Below are 19,440 nucleotides of genomic sequence, written 5' to 3'. Positions count from 1 at the left end.
TGCACTGATCCACGCTTGACGCTTAACGCTCTAATCCTCTTCTTCCTCGTGCTGCAGACTGTTGATGTAGCGCAGCACCCTGACCGTCTTGATCAGGTTGTCGCTGATCTGCAGGGTTTCGATGCGGTAGCCGTTGAGGTCCAGGCAGACATTGGCGTCGGGGATCGACTCGAGGTTTTCGGTGATCAGGCCGTTCAGGGTCTTGGGGCCATCGGTCGGCAGGTCCCAGCCCAGGTTCTTGTTGATCTCGCGAATATAGGCGGTACCTTCGATAAAGAAGCTGCCGTCCTCCTGCGGATGAATCTCCTGGTTGCTCGCCTTGTTCTGTGACGACAGTTCGCCGACGATCTCCTCGAGGATGTCCTCCAGGGTGACGACGCCGAGAATATCGCCATATTCGTCCACCACCAGGCCGATGCGCCGGCTCTCCTTCTGGAAATTCAGCAGCTGGGTCTGCAGCGGCGTGCTTTCCGGGACGAAGTAGGCCTCACGCACCACCTGCAGGATCGCGGCCTTGCTGACCTTGCCCTGCTGGATCAGCTGCGCCAGGTTGCGCATGTGCAGGATGCCGACCACCTTGTTGATATCGCCGTGGTAGACCGGCAGCCGGGTATGGCTGGTGCGCGACAGCTGTTCGAGCAGGTGGTCCAGGTCGTGGTCCAGGTCGATACCCTCGACCTCGTTGCGCGGGATCATGATGTCGTTGACGGTGACTTCGTTCAGTTCCAGCACGCCCAGCAGCATCGACTGGTTGGTCTGGGGCAGCAGGGCGCCGGCCTCGTGCACCAGGGTGCGCAGTTCTTCGGTGCTCAGGTGGTGGCTGTTGGCGCCGCCGGTGCGGACGCCGAACAGTCGCAGCAGGCCGTTGGTGATACCGTTGACGAACCAGACCAGTGGATAGATCAGCTTCAGCAGCGGCAGCAATATATAGGAGGCCGGAAAGGCGACCCGCTCGGGGAACATCGCCGCCACGGTCTTGGGGAAACCTCGGCGAAGATCAGGATGATCAGGGTCAGCCCCGCGGTCGCGATGGCGATACCGGCATCGCCCCAGAGGCGCACGGCGATGACGGTGGCGATGGCCGAGGCCAGGATGTTGACGAAGTTGTTGCCAATCAGGATGACGCCGATCAGGCGGTCCGGACGCTCCAGCAGGTGGCTTGCCTTGCGGGCGCCGCGGTGCTTGTTTTTCACCAGGTGGCGCAGCCGGTACCGGTTCAGTGACATCATGCCGGTTTCGGAGCTGGAGAAAAATGCGGAGCAGAAAATAAGGAAGATGAGGAGCCCGATCAGGGCGCTTATCGATGCGTCTTCCAAGACAGAGGGACCTTAGGGTTACCGATTGGAGATTCATTGTCTGGCCCGCTGTCGGGCCTGTCAAGGTTACTGCCCGCTATGTCAGCAGAAACTCGATGACCAGTTTGGAGCCGAAAAATGCCAGCATCAGCGCGATGAAGCCGCCAATGGTCCAGCGAATGGCCCGCAGGCTGCGCCAACCCAGCAGGGCGTGGCCGCCGAGCAGGATGCCGTAGACGATCCAGGCCAGGATCGACAACGTGGTTTTGTGCACCAGGTGCTGGGCGAAAAGGTCCTCGACGAACAGAAAGCCGCTGATCAGCGAAGCCGAGAGCAGGATGAAGCCGGTCCAGAGCATTTCGAACAGCAGGCGTTCCATGGTCTGCAGCGGCGGCAGGCTGGCGACCAGGCCGCGGGTATGGTGCTGTTTGAGCGCGACGTTCTGGCGCCACAGCAGCAGTGCCTGCAGCGTGGCGATGGTAAAGATACTGTAGGCGAGGATCGACAGCAGGATGTGCACGATCAGGCCGGGACCGTAGTGATGCTGCAGGCTGGTGGCGGGGTCGAGGCTGGCGGTCAGCAGCGATGCGATGGCCAGCGGAAACACGCCGATGAAGAGGTTGTCGATATTTTGCCGCAAGCTGCTGATCAGGACCAGGGCGGCGATCAGCCAGGCGATGAGGGAGCCGGTGCTGAAGAAGCCGAGATTGATGCCGGCGTCCTGGTGCAGTACCAGGTAGACGCTCACCGTATGGGCGGCGACGCCGGCAAGGCCCAGTCCGCGGATCAGGTTGCGCGACGGCCGTGCCTGGCCTTTCAGTATCCGCCACTGCAGTACCGTCGCGGCCAGATAAAACAGCGCGGCAACAAGGATCGATGTCGGCAGCATCCGGGGACCTCCATGGAAAGGCGCCTAGTGTGTCATAAAATTCAGGGGGTGAAATATGAGGTGCCGCCCCCGGGACGGCTCCTGTATAATGCCGGTCCTTTGACAAGACGCCCTTGCCGCCCGCCCAGCGTGCCGGCGCAGAGATACAGAGGCAGTATATGTTCGAGAATCTGACAGAGCGGCTTACGAAAACGCTCAAGGCTGTCACCGGCCAGGCGAAACTCACCGAAGACAATATCAAGGACACGCTGCGCGAAGTGCGCATGGCGCTGCTCGAGGCCGACGTCGCGCTGCCGGTTGTCAAGGAGTTCGTCAACGGCGTCAAGGAGCGGGCTGTCGGTCAGGAAGTGAGTCGCAGCCTGACGCCCGGTCAGGTGTTCGTCAAGATCGTCCAGGAAGAACTGGTCAAGGTCATGGGCGAGGCCAACGAAGCGCTCAACCTGGCGGCCAAACCGCCGGCCGTGGTGCTGATGGCCGGCCTTCAGGGTGCCGGCAAGACCACGTCCGTCGCCAAGCTGGCCCGCAGTCTGAAGGAGCGGGACAAGAAAAAGGTGCTGGTGGTATCGGCGGACGTCTACCGTCCGGCGGCGATCCGGCAGCTCGAAACCCTGGCGGCCGAAGTCGGCGTCGACTTCTTCCCGTCCAGCGCGGACCAGGACCCGGTGGATATCGCCAATGGCGCCATCGCCCACGCCCGCATTCAGCACCATGATGTGGTGCTGGTCGATACCGCCGGTCGTCTGCATATCGACAGCGACATGATGGACGAGATCAAGCGTCTGCACGGCGCCATCAAGCCGGTCGAGACGCTGTTCGTGGTCGATGCCATGACCGGCCAGGACGCGGCCAATACCGCCCGCGCCTTCGGTGAGGCACTGCCGCTGACCGGCGTGATCCTGACCAAGGCCGACGGTGATGCCCGTGGCGGTGCCGCGCTGTCGGTGCGCCATATCACCGGCAAACCGATCAAGTTCATCGGTGTCGGCGAGAAGGTCGATGCCCTGGAACCCTTCCATCCGGATCGTGTTGCATCCCGTATCCTCGGCATGGGCGACGTGCTGTCGCTCATCGAGGAGGCCGAGCGCAAGATCGACAAGGAGAAGGCGGAAAAATTCGCCAAGAAGATCAAGAAGGGCAAGGGCTTCGATCTCGAGGATTTCCGCGAACAGATTCAGCAGATGAAGAACATGGGCGGCATGATGGGGCTGCTCGACAAGCTGCCCGGCATGGGCCAGATGGCGCAGGTCGCCGATGCGGCCAAGGCCGAGAAGGGGATCCACCAGATGGAGGCGATTATCAACTCGATGACGCCGGGCGAGCGCCACAACCCCGATATCATCTCCGGCTCGCGCAAGCGCCGCATCGCCCTGGGTTCCGGCACCCAGATCCAGGACGTCAACCGGCTGCTGAAACAGCACAAGCAGATGTCCAAGATGATGAAGAAAATGTCATCCAAGGGCGGGATGTCGAAAATGATGCGTGGCATGAAGGGTATGCTGCCGCCGGGCATGGGCGGTGGCGGCGGTTTTCCGCCGATGTAGGGCGAACCGGATTGCCTAAAATTTATCCAGAAAGTGCTTTTTTCGGGCGGGGGTTTGGCGTAAAATCTCGGCCCTGATTTTTGTAGGCCCGGTAATCCGTGTGGGGCTTCGGCTCGGCATGGACCGGAAACCAAAACCGCGAGCGATCTCAAAACTCGCGAAATAAAGGGACCATACACATGGTAACAATTCGTCTGTCTCGTGGCGGCTCCAAGAAGCGCCCGTTTTACCACCTTACCGTCGCTGACTCTCGCAATGCGCGTGATGGTCGCTTTATTGAGCGCATCGGTTTCTTCAACCCGGTCGCTCGCGGACAGGAAGAGCGTCTTCGCGTCAACCTGGAGCGTGTCGCATACTGGCAGGAGCGCGGTGCCTCCCTGTCCGAGCGCGTTGCTCAGCTGGTCAAAGAAGCCCGCAAAACAGCTTAATCGATCGGGCGGGTTGATAGGATGTCGAACGGTTCTCTGGTAACGCTGGGCAAAATCACGACGCTATACGGTGTCAGAGGCTGGGTGAAGGTGCATTCGAGCACCGAGCCGATGGAAAACATCCTCAGTTACTCGCCCTGGATGCTGAAGATCGGCGGCGAATGGAAATCCATCGACGTCGAGAGCGGCAGGCTCCACGGCAAGGGGCTGATCGCCAAGCTGGCCGGTGTCGACGACCGGGAACAGGCGCGGCTGTATTGCGGCGCCGAAATTGCGGTCGACGAAAGCCGTCTTCCCCAGCTGGAAGAGGGCGAGTATTACTGGAGCCAGCTGGAGAAGCTGTTGGTTTACACCCTGTCCGATGAATTGCTCGGCCGGGTGGATCACCTGATGGAAACCGGCGCCAACGATGTGCTGGTGGTCAGAGGAACGGCTGAGAGTATCGATCGTCGCGAGCGATTGATTCCCTATCTGCCGGACCGGGTGATCAAGGAAATTGACTTGGAAAAGGGTAGCATTCGGGTCGACTGGGATCCGGAGTTCTGAGCCGTGTGGTTCGGTGTGGTCAGCCTGTTTCCGGAAATGTTCGAGGCCGTTACGGCCTACGGCGTGACCGGGCGGGCGGTGCGTAACCGGCTGATCGAGGTCGAGTGCTGGAATCCGCGGGACTTTACCCAGGACCGGCACAGAACCGTCGATGATCGCCCCTATGGCGGTGGCCCCGGCATGCTGATGAAGGTTCAGCCGCTGCGGGACGCGATAAGGGCGGCCCGTTCGGCGGGCGGCGAGGGCGCGACAGTCATCTATCTGTCGCCCCAGGGACGCCGGCTCGACCATGCTGGCGTGCGTGAGCTGGCTTCGCGGCAGAAACTGATTCTCGTGGCCGGTCGTTACGAAGGTATCGACGAGCGGCTGCTGGAAACGGAGATCGACGAGGAGTGGTCGCTCGGGGATTTTGTCCTCAGCGGAGGCGAATTGCCGGCCATGACTCTGATCGATGCGGTGTCGAGGCTGGTGCCCGGGGTATTGGGGCACCGCGATTCGGCGGCCGAGGATTCCTTCTGCGAAGGTTTGCTGGACTGTCCGCACTACACCCGGCCGGAACAGTTCGACGGAATGCAAGTACCCGAGGTGCTGCTGGGCGGCAATCACGAGGAGATCAGGCGCTGGCGCCTGAAACAGCAACTGGGAAGGACCTGGCAACGACGTCCCGACCTGCTGGAAACCCTCGAACTGGATCGCGAGCAGCAGACGTTGTTAAACGAATACATCCGTGAGGCCCAGGGGTCCGACGGTTGAATACTCACTCTAGGAGCGAGCGATGAGCAGCAAAAACTCTATCATTCAGCAGATCGAAGCTGAGCAGATGGGTAAACAGGTACCTGAATTCGGCCCCGGCGATACCGTGGTCGTACAGGTAAAGGTCACTGAAGGCACCCGTACTCGCCTGCAGGCATTCGAAGGCGTGGTGATCGGCAAGCGCAACCGCGGTCTGAACTCTGCCTTCACCGTGCGCAAAATCTCCCACGGCGTGGGTGTCGAGCGTACTTTCCAGACCTTCAGCCCGACTGTCGACAGCATCGACGTCAAGCGTCGCGGCGACGTGCGCCAGGCCAAGCTGTACTACCTGCGCGAGCGTAGCGGCAAGTCTGCACGTATCAAGGAAAAGCTGGGCTAAGTAAGCACCAGTGACTCCCGAAAGGCGACCCTGTGGTCGCCTTTTTGCTTTGTGGGCCTGCGCCTTGGTGAGGCTCAGGCCTCACCCGTCGACAACTGTATAGCCAGCGCGACAGAGCAATAGCCATTTCCCCGCAAGGGACCTAGAATAGGAAATCAGTAAGCCGGTACTTACGGATCACAAGGAGCTGTACTGATGCGGACGCTGTCAAAGTGGCTGGGACTACTGCTGGTGCCGGTTGTCATAGCGGGAGCTGCCTACGGATATTACTGGTATCAGGTCAAGGTGTCGGTCGATCGCCTGGCCGAGTCGATGGCGCCTTTTGCCAGGCTGAGCTATTCCCGTGTCGTGGCGGGCCTCGATGGCAGCGCCGGTGTCAGCGGTGTGGCGCTGGTGCCGGCCGGCAGTCAGGATTCGGTCCGAATCGAATCGGTGCTGCTACGGGCCCCCGACCCCCTGTTCTATCTCAATGCCGAGAAAAACCTGCGTGACGGTCAATGGCCGGGTCATCTGGCGCTGGATATCAGTGGTCTTGAGCTGGCTTTGAATGCCGACTTTCTGACCCGGTGGGAGTCGCTGGCGCAGTCCATGGAGGCCCAAACCGGTGCTCCGGCCGGCAGCGGTGTCAGTTTCGATGCACTGGGCTGCGGCGATGTCGAACGTTTCGATCTGTCCACCACCCGGACGATGGGATATCGCAGCCTGAAAATGGATGCCCTGGTCGCGATGGACTTTATGCCGCGACCGCAGAAGCTGCGCCTGAGCAGTGACGTGAGCATCGAGGGCATGGCGCAGACCGGCATCAAGATCGAACTTTCGACCGGTACCAGCGAGCTGTCCGCAGGCAGCCTGGCGATGGCGCAGCCGACGCTCGACCGCGTGACCCTTGATTACAGCGATCTGGGCTACAATCCGCGTCGCAACAACTTCTGCGCCAAGCAGGTCGGCATGGCGCCGAACGACTTCCCGGTGCACCATGGCGCCCTGGTCCAGGCCGAGCTCAAGCGTCTCGGCTGGTCGGTGCCCGATCCGCTTATCAAGGCCTATGCCGATGTGCAGCGTCCCCAGGCCATTCTCCAGGTCACCGCGGAGCCGCCGCCTGGCTTCGGCGCGCAGTCGCTGGACACGCTGACCTCGCCTGAACAGCTGCTCGACCTGTTCAATCTGAGGGTCTCGGTCAATGGCGTTCGCCAGGATCTGAGTGGAATTCGCTGGTCGCTCGAGGATGAGGAGCAGGTTGCTGCGCAGGAGGCGCAGGACGGTGACGCACCTCAGGCCGAAACCGCAGAGGGTGGCTCGCAGGAGCCCGGGCCCGATCTGGTCGTCGATCTGGAGCCGCCCAAGGCGGTGGAGCCGCAGCAGCAGGAAGTCGTTATCAATGATCCCGATGTGGTCCAGGTCATGCCCGGTATCGTGGTCAAGGCCCGGGAGGCCGAGAAGACCTACAAGCCCACAGCGGTGACTCAGGCGCATGCCTATTCCGGACAGCCGGTCAAACTGCGCACCTATTTCGGTCGTCGTATAGAGGGCACGCTGGTGAAGGTGCACAACGGCACGCTTGAGGTTGAGCAGCGGATGGATCGCGGTGTCGCGATTTTCCCGATTGCCACCGACAAGGTCGCCGAGCTGTCGATTTATCGCTGATCCGTGTCCGATACGCTCGCCACAGGCGATCTCCGGTTCCGTCGGCGCCTGCCGGCCGACGGCGATCAGCGCGACATCGACCGGTATCTCGATGCGGTCTGGCTCGAAAAGGGGCTCAGCCGCAACACCCTCGCGTCCTATCGTCGCGATCTGTCGCTGTTCGCCTGCTGGCTCAATGACGAGGGGAGCTGTTTGCTGCGGGCAGACAGGACCCTGCTGCGGCGCCACCTCGACTGGCGCCTGCAGGCGAGGTTGAAATCGAGCTCCACGGCCCGGTTGCTTTCCTGTCTGCGGGGCTTCTACCGCTACTGGCTGCGCGAGGAGCGCATCGGCGAGGATCCGACGCTGCAGATCGACAGCCCGCGACGTGGGCGGCCGCTGCCGAAAACCCTGACCGAAGAGGACGTCGAGCGGCTGCTGGCGGCGCCGGCGCCGGACGAACCGCTGGGGTTGCGGGACAGGGCCATGCTCGAGGTGCTCTACGCCACCGGCGTCCGGGTCTCGGAACTGGTGGGGCTGACCCGGGGGCAGCTGAATCTGCGGCAGGGGCTGATCCGGGTTTTCGGCAAGGGAAGCAAGGAGCGTCTGGTGCCGCTGGGTGAAGAGGCTGCGGACTGGCTGCAGCGCTATCTTCAGCAGGCGCGACCGCTGTTGGCGCAAGCGGGTTCGGAAGTGCTGTTTCCAAGCCGCCTCGGCCAGCAGATGGCGCGGCAGACGTTCTGGCACCGGATCAAACGTCATGCGCTGGAAGCCGGGATCGACAAGCCACTGTCGCCCCATGTGCTGCGGCATGCCTTTGCGACCCACCTGGTGAATCACGGTGCCGACCTGCGTGTGGTGCAGATGCTGCTGGGTCACAGCGACCTCTCTACCACCCAGATCTACACCCATGTCGCCCGCCAGCGCCTGCAGTCGCTGCACCGCGAGCACCATCCGAGGGGGTGATGTTCGTAGGAGCGGCGCCCCGCTGCGAATGGGCAGGCACAGTGCCGGCGTTGTACGCCGCGAGGCGCGGCTGCTACGGTTCTGTTTCTTTATGGGCGCAGCCTCTATACTCCGGGAACTTGCGACATTCGAATCCGTCTGAGCAGAAACGACAACCCAATCTGATATCGAGGACATTATGCGCAAATCCATCCTGAGTGCCCTGCTGGCGCTGAGTGTGAGCGGGGTGCTGCAGGCCGCCGAAACAGACCCCCAGGTCGTCGAGACGATCACCCGGCAATTGATGAAAGTCGATGCCCGCATCCCGGTCGAGTCGGTGGTGAAGGCGCAGATGCCCGGGCTCTACGAGGTCGTGCTGGGTACCGGTGAAGTCCTCTATGCCGACGAACAGGGCGAGTATTTCATGCTCGGTCAGCTCTACCGACTCGGCGACAAGGAGGGCTTCGTCAATTTGACCGAAGAGAAGCTCAAGGCCAAACGCCAGGCCCTGATCGCCGGGGTGGCGGCGGCCGACCGTATCTCCTTCAGGCCCGAAGGCGAGGTCAAGGCGACCATCGCGGTCTTTACCGATGTCGACTGTCCCTACTGCCGCAAGCTGCACCAGGAGGTGCCGGCACTCAACGAGATGGGTATTCAGGTCGACTACCTGGCCTTCCCGCGCGGTGGTCAGCGCTCCGGTGCCTATGCCAAGATGCAGTCGGTCTGGTGCGCCGAGCCCGGTCAGCGTGCCGCGGACATGAGCACGGTCAAGAACGGTGGTTCGGTCGAGCCCAGGGATTGCGAATCTCCGGTGATGGAGCAGTTCGAGCTGGGGCAGAAGGTCGGCGTCACCGGCACCCCGGCGCTGGTCTTTCCGGATGGCAGCCTGGTGCCCGGCTACGTGCCGGCGGGCCGCCTGGCGCAGATGCTCGGCATCGCCTCCGAATAACCGCGACGGTGAATCCTGTGCAGGGTGGAATTCGGTAGGATGGGTGGAGCCGCAATGGGATCATCTCACCGAATTGCACCGGGTATCGCGGCGTAACCCATCATGTGCACCTTAGGCGCGCGGTTTCCCGGCGGTACAGCAGGTGGGGCGGAGGCCACGCCCCAACATTCCTGCCGCCCCGGGGCCAATCGATCTGTACAACGATCGATATGGCGGGTTATGCGTTGCCCGGGATGCGCAGTAATCATTCAGTCGTGTGCCAATGCATCGCGTCACCCACCCTCCGATTCACTCAAGCCATTCCGGGTCTTTATTCCCTCCGGCTATCCAAGTCGGGGCCAACACCCGTTATAATACCTCCCCATTTTTGCCGCGGGCATTGCATGGTTGTTGCCGAATCCTCGGCGCCGGCGTTCTGTCCGGATCAACTCAGCAACGAGTGAGGTATTGATTTGAAACCGGTTAAAGTTGGTATCTGTGGCCTGGGTACCGTAGGCAGCGGTACTGTCAACGTACTGAAGCGCAACGAAGACGAGATCAGCCGTCGCGCCGGCCAGCGAATTATCGTCGCCCAGGTGGGCGCACGTCGCGAGAACCCGAACTGCGATACCAGCGGCATCGAGATGACCACCGACATTTTCGCGGTGGCCACCAATCCGGAAATCGATATCGTCGTCGAACTGATCGGCGGCTATGACGTCGCCCGCAAGCTGGTGCTGACCGCTATCGAACACGGCAAGCACGTCGTCACCGCCAACAAGGCGCTGATCGCGGTACACGGCAACGAGATCTTCGAGGCGGCGCAGAAAAACAATGTCATGGTGGCCTTCGAGGCGTCCGTCGCCGGCGGCATTCCGATCATCAAGGCGATCCGCGAGGGTCTGGCGGCGAATCAGATCGAGTGGCTGGCCGGCATCATCAACGGCACCGGCAACTTCATCATGAGCGAGATGCGCGAGAAAGGGCGCGATTTCGCCGATGTGCTGGCCGAAGCCCAGGCGCTGGGCTATGCCGAAGCCGATCCGACCTTCGACGTCGAAGGCATCGATGCGGCCCACAAGCTGACCATTCTGGCGTCGCTGGCCTTCGGTATTCCGCTGCAATTCGACAAGGCGTACACCGAGGGGATCAGCAGGATCACCCAGGACGACGTCAAGTTTGCCGAGGAGCTGGGCTACCGCATCAAGCACCTGGGTATCAGCCGCCGCACTGCGGACGGCGTCGAGCTGCGCGTGCATCCGACCCTGATCCCGAAAGAGTTGCTGCTGGCCAACGTCGAGGGCGTGATGAATGCCGTCATGGTCGAGGGTGATGCCGTCGGCCAGACACTGTACTACGGTGCCGGCGCCGGTGCCGAACCGACGGCGTCCGCGGTGGTTGCCGATGTCATCGACGTGGTGCGCACCCTGACCCTGGAAAACGGCAACCGGGTACCGCACCTGGCGTTCCAGCCCGGCGCCCTGTCGGACCTGCCGGTGCTGCCGGTCGAGGAGATCGAGTCGGCCTACTATCTGCGCATCCACGCCATCGAGCGTCCCGGCGTTCTGGCTCATATCACCAAGATTTTCGGCGACAGCGGCATCAATATCGAGGCGATCATCCAGAAGGAGACCACCGCCGAGCAGGTGCCGGTGATCATCCTGACCCAGCGGGTGAAAGAGCGCGTAATGAACGACGCCATCGCCCAGGTCGAGGCGCTGGACGATATCCTCGGCAAGATCACCCGCATCCGCGTCGAGCAGCTGAAGGACTGAGGAGAGTAACGTGAAATACATTTCGACCCGAGGTCAGGCGCAGGCGCTGAATTTCGAAGAGGTGCTGCTGGCGGGCCTGGCCAGCGACGGCGGCCTCTACGTGCCGGAACAGCTGCCGACTTTCAGCCGGGAGGAGATCGCGTCCTGGGCCGGGCTGCCGTACCACGAGCTGGCGTTCAAGGTGATTCAGCCGTTCGTGTCCGATTGCATCGGCGACGCCGACCTCAAGCGCATGGTCGACGAGACCTATGCCGGCTTCCAGCACAAGGCCGTGGCACCGCTGGTTCAGCTCGACTCGAACGAGTGGGTGCTGGAGTTGTTCCATGGCCCGACCCTGGCGTTCAAGGATTTCGCGCTGCAGCTGCTGGGCCGGCTGATGGATCACGTCCTGGCCCGGCGCGGGGAGCGCCTGGTGATCATGGGCGCCACCTCCGGCGACACCGGCTCGGCCGCGATCGAGGGCTGCCGCCACAGCGACCATCTGGACATTTTCATCCTGCACCCGAACCAGCGAGTATCGGAAGTGCAGCGTCGCCAGATGACCACGGTGCAGGCCGACAACGTCTTCAACATCGCGCTGGAAGGCAACTTCGACGACTGCCAGCAGATGGTCAAGGACAGCTTCGCCGACCAGGCCTTCCTCAAGGGCCTGAAGCTCGGCGCGGTCAACTCCATCAACTGGGCCCGCATCATGGCCCAGATCGTCTACTACTTCGCGGCGGCGCTGGCGGTCGGCGGCCCGCACCGGCCGGTGGCCTTCTCGGTGCCGACCGGCAACTTCGGCGACATCTTCGCCGGTTACCTGGCGAAGAAGATGGGCCTGCCGGTGGCGCAACTGGTGGTCGCCACCAACCGCAACGACATCCTGCACCGGGTGATATCCGGCAACGACATGAGTCGCGGCGAGCTGGTGCACACGCTGTCGCCGTCCATGGATATCATGGTGTCGTCGAACTTCGAGCGTCTGCTGTTCGATGTCTACGGCCGTGACGGCAAGGCCGTCTCCGAGCTGATGGCCCGTTTCCGCAACGAGGCCGTGCAGCTCGACGAGGCGCGCTGGAGCCAGGTGCGCGAACTGTTCGACAGCCACGCCGTGGACGACGACACCACCTGCGAGGTGATCCGTCAGGTCCATGACGAGACCGGCTACCTGCTCGATCCGCATACCGCCATCGGCGTCAAGGCGGCGCGCGCGTGCAACCGCGACCGCAGCGTGCCGATGATCACCCTGGCCACGGCCCACCCGGTCAAGTTCCCGGATCCGGTGGTCAAGGCCGGGCTGGAGTCGCCGCAGTTGCCCGAGCACATGGCCGACCTGTTCGAGCGCGAGGAGCGCTACGAAGTGCTGACCAACGACCTCTCGGTGGTGCAGCAATACCGGCTTCCCACGTGCACAAAGCGTGACTGTATCGCACCCGGACTGGCCTGAGACTGGCGCTAGGAGCCTTTCGGGCTTAGCTGGTCGTAGCGAGGGTGAGACGATTTGAGTCAGATTATTCGATCGTTCGAGGCGAATAGCCCGCTATTTAACGAGGAGGATCGGAAAATCTGGCCAAACTCGGCTCGACCGCAGTAGACCAGTGTTAAGTCCGACAGGCTCCTATCATGGAGAACGCACTCTTTCTGCTGTCCAAGACCCTCTGGCTGGCGGTACAGCCCGACAACCTGCTGGTGCTGCTGCTGCTCGCCGGTGTCGTCGGCCTCTGGCTGGGACGTCGCGGCGCCCGTACGCTGCTGAGCCTGCTGGCGGTGCCGGCCTGCGCCCTGATGCTGTTTCCGCTGGGCGACCTGCTGCTGCAGCCGCTCGAAACCCGCTTCGACCGGCCGGCGCTGCCGAAACAGGTGGCGGGCATCCTGGTGCTGGGCGGGGCGGAAGATGCGCAGCTCAGCGACCGCTGGCAGCAGCCGCAGTTCAATATGGCCGCCGAGCGGCTGATGCTGCTGCCAGAGCTGATGCAGCGCTACCCGGACAGTCCCGTTCTGGTGACCGGCGGTTCGGCCTCGGTGCTGAATCCGCAATACCGCGGCGCCGACGTCGCCCGGGACTGGCTCGAGAGTCTGCCGCCCCTGGCCAATCCTGTCCTGTTCGAACGGGATGCCCGCAATACCTGGGAAAACGCTCGTCAGAGTGCCCGTCTGCTCGGCGGCGTGCCGAGTGAACCCTGGCTGCTGGTGACCTCGGCCTACCATATGCCGCGCTCGGTGGGGATCTATCGCCAGCTCGGCTGGCAGGTCATCCCCTATCCGGTCGACTACTACGGCAGCGGCCTGCGCTACCGTCCCCAGTTCGCCGGCAACCTGCGTGATCTGGTGACCGCTGTGAAAGAGTGGAGCGGGCTGCTGATCTATCATTTGCTTGGCCGGACCGACCGGCTGTTCCCGGGCCCGGAGTCCTAAGAGCCTGTTTACGATCTTTTGCCCGCTGCGACGGAGGCCCTTTTCGCGCAGTGCAAGGAACGAGGAGAGTGATGTACTTGATGTACGTGAACGACGAGAGACGCCGCAATGCGCGAAAAGGACCCCGTCCCTTCGGGTTGCGCCCCGAAAAGCGCCATACGGCGTTGCTCGCCGCTTATTTAGGCCCACTAAACCACGCGGCTTGCGCCTTGTCTGGCGCTTTTTGGGGCGGCAACGCAGTTGGGCAAAAGATCGTAAACAGGCTCTGACACTATGTCCGACGTGATAATCGAACGCCGTGCCGGTATCGACAGCTCGCTGCCGATTTTCGATGAAACCCATCCGGTGCTGGCGCGCATTTATGCCGCGCGTGGCATCGAGTCCCTCGACCAGCTCGGGCGGACCCTGCACGAACTGCTGCCCGATGCCGGCATGCAGGGGCTCGAAGCGGCTGTGGCGCGGCTGGCGCGGGCGGTGACCGGCGGCGAGTCGATCCTGATAGTTGGCGATTTCGACTGCGACGGCGCGACCAGTACCGCCGTGGCGGTGCTGGGGCTGCGGATGATGGGCGCGGCCCCGGTCGACTACCTGGTGCCGAACCGCTTCGAATACGGCTATGGACTGAGTCCCGAGATCGTCGGGGTGGCGGCGCGGCAGAAGCCGCAGCTGCTGGTCACTGTCGACAACGGCATCTCCAGTATCGAGGGCGTGGCCCGGGCCAATCAACTCGGGATCGATGTGGTGGTGACCGATCACCACCTGGCCGGCCGCGAGCTGCCGGCGGCCTGCGCCATCGTCAATCCGAACCAGCCCGGCTGCGACTTCATCGCCAAGTCCACCTGCGGTGTCGGTGTCATCTTTTATGTCATGATCGCGCTGCGGCGCTCGCTGCAGACCGCTGGCTGGTTCGAGGGTCGTGGCGAGCGGGCACCAAACCTGGCGGTGCTGCTGGATCTGGTGGCGCTGGGAACCGTCGCCGACGTGGTGGCGCTGGAGCACAACAACCGCGTGCTGGTGCATCAGGGGCTGCAGCGTATCCGTGCCGGCCTGACTCGCCCGGGCCTGAAGGCGCTGATCGAAGTGTCGGGCCGTCAGCAGCAGCGGCTGGTGGCCAGCGATCTGGGCTTCGCACTGGCGCCGCGGCTCAATGCCGCCGGCCGCCTCGAGGACATGTCGATCGGCATCGAGTGCCTGCTGTGCGACGATCCCGACCGGGCGCTGGCGCTGGCCCGCACCCTCGATGAGCTGAACCGGGAAAGACGCGGCATCGAGCAGGAGATGCAGCAGCAGGCGCTGGTGTCGCTGGAGCGCCTGACGCTGGACGAGCAGGCGCTGCCGCTGGGGCTCTGCCTCTATGACGAGAGCTGGCACCAGGGGTGATCGGTATCCTCGCATCGCGCATCAAGGAGCGGGTGCACCGCCCGGTGATCGCCTTTGCGCCGGGCGACAACGGTGAACTCAAGGGGTCGGCCCGCTCGATTCCGGGGTTCCATATCCGCGATGGCCTCGATGCCATCGCCGCACGCAATCCCGGCCTGCTCAACAAGTTCGGTGGTCATGCGATGGCGGCGGGCCTGTCCCTCGATGCAGACCGCCTGGCGGCCTTCGGTGATGCCTTCGATGCCGAAGTGCGTCGTCAGCTCGACGAGAGTGACCTGCAGCGGCGGCTGCTAACCGACGGCAGCCTGGCGGCGGCCGAACTCAACCTGGAACTGGCCGAGCGGCTACGCGAAGGCGGGCCCTGGGGACAGCAGTTCCCGGAGCCGCTGTTCGATGGCGACTTCGCGCTGCTGCAGCAGCGTATCGTCGGCCAGCGTCATCTCAAGCTGGTGCTGATGGACCCGCCTTCGGGTCTGGCGGTCGATGCGATCTGGTTCAATGTCGATACCGGCTGCTGGCCCGACGAATCCGTGCAGCGGGTGCGGGTGGTCTACCGGCTCGATGTCAACGAGTTCCGCGGTCAGCGCAACCTGCAGCTGATGGTGGAACATCTCGAAATTATTCGCTGAAACCCCGGCCCGGCCGGATGTTCGACTGGAGATAGAAGCATGAACGACCTGACACTGGATGAACTGAATACCCTGATGGCGGTGTTCGAGCGCGCGGGCGTGGAAGAGGGGGCCGGCGCCGAGGGCGAGCTGCTGAGCCGCCTGCGCCGCAGCCGCGACGAGCGCGCCGAGCTCGAAAGCATGGATTTCGACGACTGCCTCGGCGGCGCCTGCAAGCTCTGACCGATGACGTTGCGTCCCTATTATGTCGGTGCCCATGTCAGCGCCAGCGGCGGCGTCGATCAGGCGCCCCTGAATGCCGGGCGCATCGGGGCCAATGCCTTCGCGCTCTTCACCCGCAATCAGCGGCGCTGGGAAGCGCCGCCGCTGAGTGCGCGGACGATCGCGGCCTTTCGCGAGAACTGCGAGCGGCTGGGCTTCGGTCCGCAGCAGATCCTGCCCCATGACAGCTACCTGATCAATCTCGGGCACCCCGATACGGAGGCGCTCGCGCGCTCGCGCGGCGCCTTCGTCGAGGAGATGCGACGCTGTCATCAACTGGGCCTGCGCTATCTCAACTTCCATCCCGGCAGTCATCTGAAGCAGATCGATCCCGACGACTGCCTGACGCGCATCGCCGAGTCGCTGGACCTGGCGCACGAGGCGGTGCCGGAGGTGATCGCGGTGATCGAGTGCACCGCGGGCCAGGGGACCAACCTGGGCTACCGCTTCGAGCACCTGGCGGCGATTCTCGAACGGGTGCGCGACCGTTCCCGGGTCGCGGTCTGCCTCGACACCTGCCACCTCTTTGCCGCCGGTTACGATCTCCGAAACGCGGAGGCCTGCGCGGCGACCTTCGCCGAGTTCGACCGCATCGTCGGTTTCGGGCATCTGCGCGGCATGCATCTGAACGATTCGAAAACGGGACTCGGCAGCCGCGTGGACCGCCACCAGAGTCTCGGGCAGGGTGAGATCGGGCTGGCCGTCTTCGAATACATCATGCAGGATGGACGTTTTCGTGGTATACCGCTGGTGCTGGAAACCATAGATTCCAGTCTCTGGGCCGAGGAGATCCAGTTGCTGCGGCGCTTCGCTGCCGGGGCGACCGCGATCCCGGGTGCAGGGCACTAATCTTCACGCAGGCCGGAGCCGTTTATGTCAGCAGGGAACTCCAGAATGCCGGCCGTCGCGCGCCAGAACCGGCGTCGTCGGCTGTGCGGAGGACTTGCCGGTGTGCTCTGGCTGTCGGTACTGCCCGCCGACGCCCGTGCCGACGAACTGTTCTGGCAGCCGGATGTGCCGCTGCTGCTGGGCGGCCTGATGTTCTTTTCCATGCTGCTGTCGGTGCTCTACTGGTATGTGCACCGACGCTCGCTGCTGCGGCGTATCGAGACGCTGGAGCATAGCGGCCGCACACTGCGATCGGCCTTCGACGCGTTGCCGGATCCCGTCACCATCAAGGCCGACGATGGCCGCTACCTCGACTGCAACGCAGCCTTTCTCGCGCTCTGTGGCGTGCCCCGCGACGCGGTCGTCGGCCAGACCGCCAGCGACCTTTTTCCCGCCCCGGTTGCACTGCGCATCCTGGCCCAGGACAGGCTGGCGCTGGGCAGCGGCGAAGAGCAGCATGTCGAGGACTGGATTCAGTTCCCGGGGCAGCGTCCGCGGCTGTTCCACTTCTTGCGTCGCCCGTTTCGCAGTGGCGACAACAGCGACAGCGGCCTGCTGCTGGTGGGGCAGGATATCACCCAGAACCGGCACGAAGAGGTCGGTATCCGCCTGCAGAGCATGACCCTCGACTGCCTCATGCGGGGCGAGTCGCTCAATACAGTACTCGAGAGGCTGGTGCGGATGGTCGAGGGCGCCTATCCCGAAATCGCCTGCTCGGTGATGCTGCTGGACAAGGATCAGCGGCTACGGCTGGCGGCGGCGCCGAATCTCAACGCCGACTTCGTCGCGGCCACGGACGGCATGAAGGCGGTCGAGGGTGCCGGCGCCTGCGGCACCGCGGCGGCGACGGGGCGGCGGATGCAGATCGAGGATATTCAGCAGCATCCCTACTGGGAGGCGTATAGCGAGCTGGCGCGCTCCGCCGGTGTGGCCGCCTGCTGGTCGGAGCCGGTGCTGGGCAGTCAGGGCGAGGTACTCGGCACCTTCTGCATCTACAGTTCGGAGCCAAGCCTGCCGACGCCGGCCCAGTTGAAGCTGATCGAACAGGCGGTGCGGCTGATCTGTCTGGCGGTGGAGCGCAGCCGCCGGGAGGATCAGCTGCGCAAGCTGTCCCGGGCGGTGGAGCAAAGCTCCAGCATGGTGATCATCCTGGACGCCGGCGGCAATATCGAGTACGTCAATGATGAGTTCTGCGAGCTGACCGGGTACAGCCAGGAAGAAGTGCCGGGCCGGCCGCTGTCGCTGCTGCAGGCCGACGAGGCCGATGACGAGCTGTACCGGGAGATGTGGCGGGTGCTGCAGTCCGGAGAGGACTGGCACGGGGAGGTCCGCAGCCGGCGCAAGAACGGCGAGCTGTTCTGGTCGACGCTGTCGGTGTCGCCGATCGTCGAGGACGATGGCAGTCTCACCCATTTCGTCGGCATCAGCGAGGATATCTCGGCACAAAAACAGTCCCAGGCCCAGATCGAACAGCTGGCGTTCTATGATCCGCTGACCCAGCTCGGCAACCGGCGCCTGTTCCGCGAACAGCTGGACCAGGAGTTGCGCAAGGTACGCCGCAGCGGCCAGCAGCTGGCGCTGTTCTACCTCGATCTGGACAACTTCAAGCAGATCAACGACACCCTGGGGCATGATGTCGGAGACCGCTTGCTGCAGGCCATTGCCGGGCGCCTGCGCCAGACGCTGCGCGAGTCCGACATCATCGCGCGCCTCGGCGGTGACGAGTTCATTATTCTGCTGCCCCAGGTCCAGGGACCGGCCCAGGCCCGGCAGGTGGCGGAAAAGCTGCTGCAGGCGCTGCTGACACCGGTGACGCTGGGGGCTCACGAAGTACTGATCACCTTCAGTATCGGCATCACCCTGGCGCCCGGTGACGGCGACACCTGGTCGGTGCTGATGAAGAACGCGGATCTGGCGATGTATCGCGCCAAGCGCCAGGGCGCGACACCTATCAGTTCTTCACCCGCGAAATGAACGAAGAGGTGATGCGTCGCGCCAGCCTCGAGGGTGAGCTGCGCACGGCGCTGGAGGAGCGGCAGTTCAGTCTGCATTTTCAGCCGCAGTGGAACCTGCTTGGCGGCCTGCAACTGGTCGCGGTCGAGGCGCTGGTCCGCTGGCAGCATGCCGAGCGGGGCTGGATCTCGCCGGCCGAGTTCGTGCCGGTGGCCGAGGAACTCGGTCTGATCGTGCCGCTGGGGCACTGGGTCATCCGTGAGTCCTGCCGCGCCGGCCGCCTGCTGCTCGATCAGGGGCACGAGGTGCGGGTGGCGGTCAACCTGTCGCTGCGCCAGTTCCGCGACCCCATGCTGCTGGATACCGTGCGTCAGGCGCTGGAGGAGACAGGCCTGCCGGCCAGTTATCTCGAATTCGAGATCACCGAATCGATGATCATGGATGATATAGACCGGGTGCTCGAGATTCTGGGGTCGCTGAAGGCGCTGGGCGTGACCCTGGCGATCGACGACTTCGGTACCGGTTACTCCTCCCTCAGCTATCTCAAGCAGCTGCCGGTGGATCAGCTCAAGGTCGATGCCTCCTTCGTGCGCGATATCCCGCACGATCGCAACGACATGGAAATCGCCGCAGCCGTTATCGCCATGGCCCACAAGCTCGGTCTCAAGGTGGTCGCCGAGGGCATCGAGACCCACGAGCAGCTGGCGTTTCTGCGCGACAACCGTTGTGAAATGGGACAGGGGTATCTGTTGGCGCGCCCGGCGCCGCTGGCCGAGGTGATGAGCCTGCTCGAAGTCGAACTGGCCGACTGACGGCTGTCATGCCGCTGT

General features: G+C 63.5%; 16 protein-coding genes and 2 pseudogenes. 16 read left to right on the top strand and 2 right to left on the bottom strand.

What is annotated here, in order from left to right:
• Window positions 1-30 precede the first annotated feature (30 nt).
• Together ACFQDL_RS08560 and ACFQDL_RS08555 are read right to left on the bottom strand one after the other, a co-directional pair.
• Window positions 31-1,316, bottom strand: a pseudogene (locus ACFQDL_RS08560) (HlyC/CorC family transporter).
• A 76-nt stretch (window positions 1,317-1,392) separates the two neighbouring features.
• Window positions 1,393-2,184, bottom strand: a complete 792-nt coding sequence (locus ACFQDL_RS08555) for a cytochrome C assembly family protein (protein ID WP_379908636.1) — start codon at window positions 2,182-2,184, stop codon at window positions 1,393-1,395.
• A 158-nt stretch (window positions 2,185-2,342) separates the two neighbouring features.
• Here ACFQDL_RS08555 and ffh point away from each other — a divergent pair, with 158 nt between their 5' ends.
• The 16 genes and pseudogenes from ffh to ACFQDL_RS08475 all read left to right on the top strand — a co-directional run bounded on the left by ffh (window position 2,343) and on the right by ACFQDL_RS08475 (window position 19,422).
• A complete protein-coding gene (ffh, locus tag ACFQDL_RS08550; protein ID WP_379908635.1) occupies window positions 2,343-3,725 on the top strand; it encodes a signal recognition particle protein in 1,383 nt (460 codons plus the stop codon).
• 179 nt (window positions 3,726-3,904) lie between these two features.
• A complete protein-coding gene (gene rpsP / locus ACFQDL_RS08545) occupies window positions 3,905-4,153 on the top strand; it encodes a 30S ribosomal protein S16 (RefSeq protein ID WP_379908634.1) in 249 nt (82 codons plus the stop codon).
• A gap of 21 nt (window positions 4,154-4,174) precedes the next feature.
• Window positions 4,175-4,699, top strand: a complete 525-nt coding sequence (gene rimM, locus ACFQDL_RS08540; RefSeq protein WP_379908633.1) for a ribosome maturation factor RimM — start codon at window positions 4,175-4,177, stop codon at window positions 4,697-4,699.
• A gap of 3 nt (window positions 4,700-4,702) precedes the next feature.
• The gene (gene trmD, locus ACFQDL_RS08535) at window positions 4,703-5,452 is read left to right on the top strand and encodes a tRNA (guanosine(37)-N1)-methyltransferase TrmD (RefSeq protein ID WP_379908632.1); all 750 of its coding nucleotides are present in this window, start codon (window positions 4,703-4,705) and stop codon (window positions 5,450-5,452) included.
• Window positions 5,453-5,474: 22 nt separating this feature from the next.
• A complete protein-coding gene (gene rplS / locus ACFQDL_RS08530; protein WP_188859163.1) occupies window positions 5,475-5,831 on the top strand; it encodes a 50S ribosomal protein L19 in 357 nt (118 codons plus the stop codon).
• Between the two features lie 195 nt (window positions 5,832-6,026).
• Entirely contained in the window at window positions 6,027-7,475 is a 1,449-nt protein-coding gene (locus ACFQDL_RS08525; protein WP_379908631.1) for a hypothetical protein, read from the top strand.
• Window positions 7,476-7,478: 3 nt separating this feature from the next.
• A complete protein-coding gene (xerD, locus tag ACFQDL_RS08520; protein ID WP_465263956.1) occupies window positions 7,479-8,420 on the top strand; it encodes a site-specific tyrosine recombinase XerD in 942 nt (313 codons plus the stop codon).
• 178 nt (window positions 8,421-8,598) lie between these two features.
• The gene (locus ACFQDL_RS08515) at window positions 8,599-9,348 is read left to right on the top strand and encodes a DsbC family protein (RefSeq protein ID WP_379908630.1); all 750 of its coding nucleotides are present in this window, start codon (window positions 8,599-8,601) and stop codon (window positions 9,346-9,348) included.
• Between the two features lie 452 nt (window positions 9,349-9,800).
• A complete protein-coding gene (locus ACFQDL_RS08510; RefSeq protein ID WP_379908629.1) occupies window positions 9,801-11,102 on the top strand; it encodes a homoserine dehydrogenase in 1,302 nt (433 codons plus the stop codon).
• A gap of 10 nt (window positions 11,103-11,112) precedes the next feature.
• Window positions 11,113-12,531, top strand: a complete 1,419-nt coding sequence (thrC, locus tag ACFQDL_RS08505) for a threonine synthase (RefSeq protein WP_379908628.1) — start codon at window positions 11,113-11,115, stop codon at window positions 12,529-12,531.
• Window positions 12,532-12,707: 176 nt separating this feature from the next.
• Window positions 12,708-13,499, top strand: coding sequence for a YdcF family protein (locus tag ACFQDL_RS08500; RefSeq protein ID WP_379908627.1), 792 nt, complete (start codon window positions 12,708-12,710; stop codon window positions 13,497-13,499).
• 273 nt (window positions 13,500-13,772) lie between these two features.
• Window positions 13,773-15,508 (top strand): annotated as a pseudogene (recJ, locus tag ACFQDL_RS08495) (single-stranded-DNA-specific exonuclease RecJ).
• 39 nt (window positions 15,509-15,547) lie between these two features.
• Window positions 15,548-15,730: a hypothetical protein gene (locus tag ACFQDL_RS08490; RefSeq protein WP_379908626.1), complete on the top strand. Its 183-nt coding sequence runs from the start codon at window positions 15,548-15,550 to the stop codon at window positions 15,728-15,730.
• 3 nt (window positions 15,731-15,733) lie between these two features.
• Complete coding sequence (nfo, locus tag ACFQDL_RS08485) at window positions 15,734-16,618, top strand: deoxyribonuclease IV (protein WP_379908625.1); 885 nt, start codon at window positions 15,734-15,736, stop codon at window positions 16,616-16,618.
• Between the two features lie 45 nt (window positions 16,619-16,663).
• A complete protein-coding gene (locus ACFQDL_RS08480) occupies window positions 16,664-18,631 on the top strand; it encodes a sensor domain-containing protein (RefSeq protein ID WP_379908624.1) in 1,968 nt (655 codons plus the stop codon).
• A gap of 11 nt (window positions 18,632-18,642) precedes the next feature.
• Window positions 18,643-19,422 carry a putative bifunctional diguanylate cyclase/phosphodiesterase gene (locus ACFQDL_RS08475; RefSeq protein WP_379908623.1) on the top strand — a complete coding sequence of 260 codons (780 nt, stop codon included), beginning with the start codon at window positions 18,643-18,645 and terminating at the stop codon, window positions 19,420-19,422.
• Window positions 19,423-19,440 lie beyond the last annotated feature (18 nt).

The sequence above is a fragment of the Marinobacterium aestuariivivens genome (assembly GCF_042661465.1).
Classification (GTDB): domain Bacteria; phylum Pseudomonadota; class Gammaproteobacteria; order Pseudomonadales; family Balneatricaceae; genus Marinobacterium_A; species Marinobacterium_A aestuariivivens.
This window is presented reverse-complemented; position numbering and strand designations above follow the sequence as displayed.

Bases quoted from the DNA above. Each gene is read 5' to 3' on its own strand.
- ACFQDL_RS08555 (WP_379908636.1), bottom strand. From the start codon at position 2,184: ATGCTGCCGACATCGATCCTTGTTGCCGCGCTGTTTTATCTGGCCGCG.
- ffh (WP_379908635.1), top strand. From the start codon at position 2,343: ATGTTCGAGAATCTGACAGAGCGGCTTACGAAAACGCTCAAGGCTGTC.
- rpsP (WP_379908634.1), top strand. From the start codon at position 3,905: ATGGTAACAATTCGTCTGTCTCGTGGCGGCTCCAAGAAGCGCCCGTTT.
- rimM (WP_379908633.1), top strand. From the start codon at position 4,175: ATGTCGAACGGTTCTCTGGTAACGCTGGGCAAAATCACGACGCTATAC.
- rplS (WP_188859163.1), top strand. From the start codon at position 5,475: ATGAGCAGCAAAAACTCTATCATTCAGCAGATCGAAGCTGAGCAGATG.
- ACFQDL_RS08525 (WP_379908631.1), top strand. From the start codon at position 6,027: ATGCGGACGCTGTCAAAGTGGCTGGGACTACTGCTGGTGCCGGTTGTC.
- ACFQDL_RS08515 (WP_379908630.1), top strand. From the start codon at position 8,599: ATGCGCAAATCCATCCTGAGTGCCCTGCTGGCGCTGAGTGTGAGCGGG.
- ACFQDL_RS08500 (WP_379908627.1), top strand. From the start codon at position 12,708: ATGGAGAACGCACTCTTTCTGCTGTCCAAGACCCTCTGGCTGGCGGTA.
- ACFQDL_RS08490 (WP_379908626.1), top strand. From the start codon at position 15,548: ATGAACGACCTGACACTGGATGAACTGAATACCCTGATGGCGGTGTTC.
- nfo (WP_379908625.1), top strand. From the start codon at position 15,734: ATGACGTTGCGTCCCTATTATGTCGGTGCCCATGTCAGCGCCAGCGGC.
- ACFQDL_RS08480 (WP_379908624.1), top strand. From the start codon at position 16,664: ATGCCGGCCGTCGCGCGCCAGAACCGGCGTCGTCGGCTGTGCGGAGGA.
- ACFQDL_RS08475 (WP_379908623.1), top strand. From the start codon at position 18,643: ATGCGTCGCGCCAGCCTCGAGGGTGAGCTGCGCACGGCGCTGGAGGAG.